Below are 4849 nucleotides of genomic sequence, written 5' to 3' on the forward strand. Positions count from 1 at the left end.
CGGCGTGAAGAACTACAACGACGTTCGCGTTGGCGATATGATCGAAGTGTTCGAAGTGATTGAAATTAAACGCACCATCGATTGATCATCATTTGATGTGTTGCAATTTGGGAGGCCTCTGGCCTCCCGAATTATTTGGGAGAAAGAAATAATGGCAAAAGAATTTGGCCGCCCACAGCGCGTTTCTCAGGAGTTGCAGAAAGAGATTGCAATCATCCTGCAGCGCGAAATTAAAGATCCACGTCTCGGTATGATGGTGACAGTTTCGGGCGTCGAAGTGTCGCGCGATCTCGCCTATGCCAAGGTGTTTGTGACCTTTTTGAATGACAAAGATGAAGAAGCGGTACAAAACGGCCTGAAGGCGCTGAAAGAAGCCTCTGGCTATATCCGTACGCTGGTAGGCAAAGCGATGCGCCTGCGTATCGTGCCGGAGCTGACCTTCTTCTACGACAACTCGCTGATCGAAGGTATGCGCATGTCGAACCTGGTCAGCAACGTCATTAAGAGCGATGTTGAGCGTCGTGGCGATAGCCCGGCGGAAGATGACAAGGAGGACTAATGAGTCGTCCTCGTCGTCGCGGTCGCGACGTCCACGGTGTGTTTCTGTTGGATAAGCATCAAGGCGCATCTTCCAATGATGTGCTGCAGAAAGTAAAACGTCTGTTCAATGCGAACAAAGCGGGCCACACCGGCGCCCTCGATCCACTGGCGACCGGCATGCTGCCGGTTTGCCTCGGCGAAGCCACCAAGTTTTCGCAGTATCTGCTCGATTCTGACAAGCGTTATCGCGTCATTGCTCGCCTGGGTGAACGCACCGATACGTCTGATGCCGACGGCAATATTGTTGAAACCCGTGCGATTACTTTTGATCAGGCGGCACTGGACGCGGCGCTGGATTATTTTCGTGGCGACACCATGCAGGTGCCGACCATGTTCTCCGCGCTGAAGTATCAGGGACGCAAACTGTACGAGTACGCGCGTGAAGGCATTACCGTGCCGCGTGAAGCGCGCCCGATCAAAGTGTTTGAGCTGCAGTTTATTCGCTGGGAAGGGGATGAGCTGGAGTTGGAGATTCACGTCTCTAAAGGCACTTACATCCGCACTATCATCGATGATCTCGGTGAGCGGCTTGGCTGCGGTGCGCACGTTATCATGCTGCGTCGTCTGCAAGTGGCGCGTTATCCGATCGAAAGAATGGTGACGCTCGAGCAGCTGCAGGACGTGGCGGCTACCGTCAACATGGCGGAAACGTCAGATTACAGCGCGCTTGATGCGCTATTGCTGCCGATGGACAGCCCGGCAGAAGAGTTCCCGATTGTGAATTTGCTGCCCGCGGTGGCGGCGTATTTCAAACAGGGTATGCCGGTTCAGGTGGCGGATGCGCCGGAACAAGGATTGGTGCGCGTGACTGAAGGTGATGAGCACAAATTCATTGGTATGGCCGAAATTGCCGAGGATGGGCGCGTGGCGCCGCGTCGTCTGGTGGTAGAATTTCCTGCGTAATCAATCCTCTCGCATTTGACCTAACGGCGCATTTGCGTTGCTATCAGGCGAAGAGTAGAATGGCGCGGCTTTAAAAGCGGGCTGCTGAATTAGAGATCGGCACCCATACATTCATTATTTACTGGAGTTTATTATGTCTCTAAGCGTAGAAGCTAAAGCAGAGATCGTTGCTAAATATGGTCGTGGTACCAACGACAGCGGTTCAACTGAAGTTCAGGTTGCTCTGCTGACTGCTCAGATTAACCACCTGCAGGGTCACTTCTCTGAGCACAAGAAAGATCACCACAGCCGTCGCGGTCTGCTGCGCATGGTATCTCAGCGTCGTAAGCTGCTGGACTACCTGAAGCGTAAAGACGTTGCTCGCTACACCGGTCTGATCGAAAGCCTGGGTCTGCGTCGCTAAGTCTGAAGAATCTGATCAAGGGTGTAGCGCATGCACTATGCAAAAAAACGCATCTGACGATCAGATTTGTGCGAGTTTCGCGAAAAGGGGGCCTTTATGGCCCCTTTTTTCGAGCAATCCGCAGCAATCCGGACCAAACTCATGTATTGTTGCAGAGAGTGATCTTTGCTTGCAGAGGTTCGCGCGGCTAATGAGAGGCTTTACCGCATGGGCGGTTAAGGTTGTCATTAGTCGCGAGGATGCAACTGAAGATCGGTAATCCCCGGCGCGCCAGAATGGGCTGCGCCCCTGAATTTAAGGACTTAAATTTTGCTGAACCCGATCGTACGCAAATTCCAATATGGTCAGCATACCGTCACGCTGGAAACCGGCATGATGGCGCGCCAGGCTACCGCTGCAGTAATGGTGAGCATGGATGACACTGCTGTATTCGTTACCGTTGTTGGCCAGAAAAAAACGAAACCAGGTCAGGATTTCTTCCCGCTGACGGTTAACTATCAGGAGCGTACTTACGCTGCTGGTCGTATCCCGGGTAGCTTCTTCCGTCGTGAAGGCCGTCCAAGCGAAGGCGAAACCCTGATCTCACGCCTGATTGACCGTCCAGTTCGTCCGCTGTTCCCGGAAGGCTTCATTAACGAAGTTCAGGTTATTGCGACCGTGGTTTCTGTTAACCCACAGGTTAACCCAGACATCGTTGCGATGATCGGTGCATCTGCTGCATTGGCTCTGTCTGGCCTGCCGTTCAATGGTCCAATCGGCGCAGCGCGCGTCGGTTATATCAATGACCAGTACGTACTGAACCCAACTGCTGATGAAATCAACGAATCACGTCTGAACCTGGTTGTTGCCGGTACCCAGAACGCGGTGCTGATGGTGGAATCAGAAGCTGACATCCTGACTGAAGAGCAGATGCTGGGCGCTGTGGTATATGGTCACGACCAGCAGCAGATCGTTATCGAAAACATCAATGCGCTGGTTGCCGAAGCCGGCAAACCACGTTGGGATTGGCAGCCACTGCCAACGAACGATGCACTGATCGCACGCGTTACTGCACTGGCAGAAGCGGGCATCAGCGATGCCTATCGCATCACTGATAAGCAAGAGCGTTACACTCAGGTTGGCGCAGTGAAAGACGCGACCATCGCGGCACTGCAGGCTGAAGATGAAACGCTGGATGCTGGCGATATCGCTGACATCGTACACGACCTTGAGAAGAGCGTTGTTCGTAGCCGCATCATCCGTGGCGAACCGCGTATCGATGGCCGTGAGAAAGACATGATTCGTGGTCTGGACGTGCGCACTGGCGTACTGCCACGTACGCACGGTTCATCACTGTTCACCCGTGGTGAAACGCAGGCGCTGGTTACCGCAACGCTGGGTACCGCACGTGATGCGCAGAATCTGGATGAGTTGATGGGCGAGCGTACTGATAGCTTCCTGTTCCACTACAACTTCCCTCCGTACTGCGTGGGCGAAACCGGTATGGTTGGCTCACCGAAGCGTCGTGAGATTGGTCACGGTCGTCTGGCGAAGCGTGGCGTGCTGGCAGTAATGCCTAAGCAAGCTGACTTCCCATACACTGTGCGTGTAGTTTCAGAAATCACCGAATCTAACGGCTCTTCTTCAATGGCTTCCGTGTGTGGTGCTTCTCTGGCACTGATGGACGCTGGTGTACCGATCAAAGCAGCCGTAGCCGGTATTGCGATGGGTCTGGTTAAAGAAGCCGACAACTTTGTGGTTCTGTCTGACATCCTGGGTGACGAAGATCACCTCGGCGACATGGACTTCAAAGTAGCAGGTAGCCGCGATGGTATTACTGCGCTGCAGATGGATATCAAAATCGAAGGCATCACCCGCGAAATCATGCAGGTTGCACTGAACCAAGCTAAAGGTGCGCGTCTGCACATCCTGAGCGTGATGGAACAGGCAATCAGCACGCCGCGTCAGGAAATCTCTGAATTCGCGCCGCGCATTTACACCATCAAAATCAGTTCAGACAAGATCAAAGATGTCATCGGTAAAGGCGGCTCGGTTATCCGTGCGCTGACCGAAGAAACCGGCACCACCATCGAAATCGAAGATGACGGCACCGTGAAGATCGCTGCAACTGATAGCCTGAAAGCCAAAGAAGCCATTCGTCGTATCGAAGAGATTACTGCTGAGATCGAAGTTGGCCGCATTTACTCAGGTAAAGTGACACGTATCGTTGATTTCGGTGCCTTCGTGGCAATCGGCGGCGGTAAAGAAGGTTTGGTTCACATTTCTCAGATCGCCGACAAGCGCGTAGAGAAAGTGACCGACTATCTGCAGATGGGCCAGGAAGTTCCAGTGAAAGTCATGGAAGTGGACCGTCAGGGCCGTGTACGTCTGAGCATCAAAGAAGCGACAGAGCAGAAACCAGCGGAAGAAGTTGCTACCGCTGCATCTGATGCATCTGACGCCGAATAAGCGTTTACCGATTTACCTCTCCCTGCTTTGCGGGGAGAGGTGTTTAGATCATCGCGAGGGCGGGAATCCTTGTGCACAGCAGGAGGATGACAGGATGGTTGTCCCAATGTTTGTATTCGGGAGTGGGAAATGAAGCCTTTTTTGCGCTGGTGTTTTGTTGCGACAGCTATCACGCTGGCAGGATGCAGCAACTCCAATTGGCGTAAGAACGAAGTTCTGGCAGTACCTTTGCAGCCCACACTGCAGCAAGAGGTGATCCTGGCGCGTATGGAACAAATTCTTGCCAGTCGTGCCCTGACCGATGATGAACGCGCACAGCTATTATATGAGCGCGGAGTGTTGTATGATAGTTTGGGTCTGAGGGCACTAGCGCGGAACGATTTTTCGCAAGCGCTGTCTATAAGACCAGATATGCCTGAGGTATTTAATTATCTCGGTATATACTTAACGCAGGCAGGCAATTTTGATGCTGCCTATGAAGCGTTTGATTCTGTA

At 52.9% G+C, this 4849-nt stretch carries 5 protein-coding genes and 1 pseudogene; all 6 read left to right on the top strand.

Translation table 11 applies throughout. The features are described 5' to 3' along the window. A partial coding sequence (locus RTM06_RS17065) for a hypothetical protein (protein WP_312183767.1) occupies nt 1–85 on the top strand: 85 nt, incomplete at its 5' end. Between the two features lie 66 nt (nt 86–151). Further along, nucleotides 152–559 carry a 30S ribosome-binding factor RbfA gene (gene rbfA / locus RTM06_RS17070; RefSeq protein ID WP_007886693.1) on the top strand — a complete coding sequence of 136 codons (408 nt, stop codon included), beginning with the start codon at nt 152–154 and terminating at the stop codon, nt 557–559. Continuing rightward, the gene (truB, locus tag RTM06_RS17075; protein WP_312183763.1) at nt 559–1503 is read left to right on the top strand and encodes a tRNA pseudouridine(55) synthase TruB; all 945 of its coding nucleotides are present in this window, start codon (nt 559–561) and stop codon (nt 1501–1503) included. The genes rbfA and truB overlap by 1 nt, the downstream gene beginning before the upstream one ends. A 133-nt stretch (nt 1504–1636) precedes the next feature. Further along, complete coding sequence (rpsO, locus tag RTM06_RS17080) at nt 1637–1906, top strand: 30S ribosomal protein S15 (protein WP_036620269.1); 270 nt, start codon at nt 1637–1639, stop codon at nt 1904–1906. A gap of 309 nt (nt 1907–2215) precedes the next feature. Then, a complete protein-coding gene (gene pnp / locus RTM06_RS17085) occupies nt 2216–4354 on the top strand; it encodes a polyribonucleotide nucleotidyltransferase (RefSeq protein WP_008104291.1) in 2139 nt (712 codons plus the stop codon). Between the two features lie 129 nt (nt 4355–4483). Beyond that, nucleotides 4484–4849: pseudogene (locus tag RTM06_RS17090) on the top strand (lipoprotein NlpI); the annotation flags it as partial.

It is taken from the genome of Pantoea sp. CTOTU46764 (genome assembly GCF_031974595.1).
GTDB classification, from domain to species: Bacteria; Pseudomonadota; Gammaproteobacteria; order Enterobacterales; family Enterobacteriaceae; genus Pantoea; species Pantoea trifolii.

What these genes read in the sequence shown, in the direction of transcription:
- rbfA (WP_007886693.1), top strand. Translation starts at nt 152, where the DNA reads ATGGCAAAAGAATTTGGCCGCCCACAGCGCGTTTCTCAGGAGTTGCAG.
- truB (WP_312183763.1), top strand. Translation starts at nt 559, where the DNA reads ATGAGTCGTCCTCGTCGTCGCGGTCGCGACGTCCACGGTGTGTTTCTG.
- rpsO (WP_036620269.1), top strand. Translation starts at nt 1,637, where the DNA reads ATGTCTCTAAGCGTAGAAGCTAAAGCAGAGATCGTTGCTAAATATGGT.